Below are 1,063 nucleotides of genomic sequence, written 5' to 3' on the forward strand. Positions count from 1 at the left end.
CCGTGACCAAGATCGTGCGTGAGCTGGAGAGCGAAGTCGGCGCGCCGCTGGTGGAGCGCAGCGTCAAGGGCGTGCGGCTCACCGAGTTCGGCAGGGCCTTCGCGCCGCGCGCGCGGCTGCTGCTGGCCGACATGCAGCGCGCACGCGACGAGATCGCGCAGATCCGCGACGGGCTCACCGGCCAGGTCTCGCTGGCCGTCAGCACTTCGTTCGCGCTCACGGTGCTGCCGGCCGCGTTCAAGGATTTCCACTCGCGGCTGCCTGCTGTCGACGTGCAGTTCAGCGAAACGGTGCTGCCCTGGATGCTGGGGCGCCTGCGCGAGGGCTCGCTCGACTTCGCGGTGGCGCACGTGGTGCCGGGCCGGCTCGATCCGCAGTTCGAGGCGATGGAGCTCTTTCCGGTGAAACTGGTGGTGGGTCTGCGCGAGCGCCATCCGCTGCGCGCGAGCCGCTCGATCCGCGAGCTCTACAAGGCCGAGTGGATTCTTCCGGGCGACGACCATTTCAGCGGCCGTGAGGCCGTATCGCCGTTGCTGCCGCTGGGACTGCCCCCGCCGGCGCGGGTGATACAGGGGCAGTCGGTCACGGTGGCGCTGGCGCTGGTCGGGCAGATGGACCTGGTCGGCCTGTTCGTCGAGCCACTGGCGACGCTGACCTTCAAACGACACGGCATCCGGCGCGTGGAGATCGAGGAAGAGCTGCCCATGCTGAGCGTCAGCGTCATCAAGCGCCGTGGGCAACTGCTGACGCCGGCCGCGCAGCACTTCGTCGAATGCATCCAGCGAGCCTCGGCAGCGGCGATGGGTGGCTAGCTAAGCTGGCGGAAAGCTGACGCCGGCATCGCCGGTCTTCCAGGGCGCGTACTTGTGCATGGCGCGCTCGAACAGGTCCGAGGTGGCCCAGCCAGACAGCCACGTTTGCAGGTGGGGCCAGGGCTGGGCGGCGAACCATGTGGGCTCGACCATCGCGAACTGGCGCACGAAGGGCATGAGGGCGGCATCGGCCAGTGTGGCGTGCGCTCCGGTCAGGTAGGGCGAAGCCGACAGCCTGGTTTCGAGGTCAC

At 69.0% G+C, this 1,063-nt stretch carries 2 protein-coding genes; one reads left to right on the forward strand and one right to left on the reverse strand.

All coding sequences use genetic code 11. The features are described 5' to 3' along the window. The coding region (locus tag ACSFA3_RS25640; RefSeq protein ID WP_435508132.1) for a LysR family transcriptional regulator at positions 1 to 812 on the forward strand (812 nt) is incomplete at its 5' end. On the opposite strand, the gene ACSFA3_RS25645 is transcribed toward ACSFA3_RS25640, so the two are convergent. Continuing rightward, positions 813 to 1,063: glutathione S-transferase C-terminal domain-containing protein (locus tag ACSFA3_RS25645; protein WP_435508133.1), on the reverse strand; the 251-nt coding region annotated here is incomplete at its 5' end.

It is taken from the genome of Variovorax glucosi (assembly GCF_051216695.1).
Lineage (GTDB): Bacteria > Pseudomonadota > Gammaproteobacteria > Burkholderiales > Burkholderiaceae_C > Variovorax.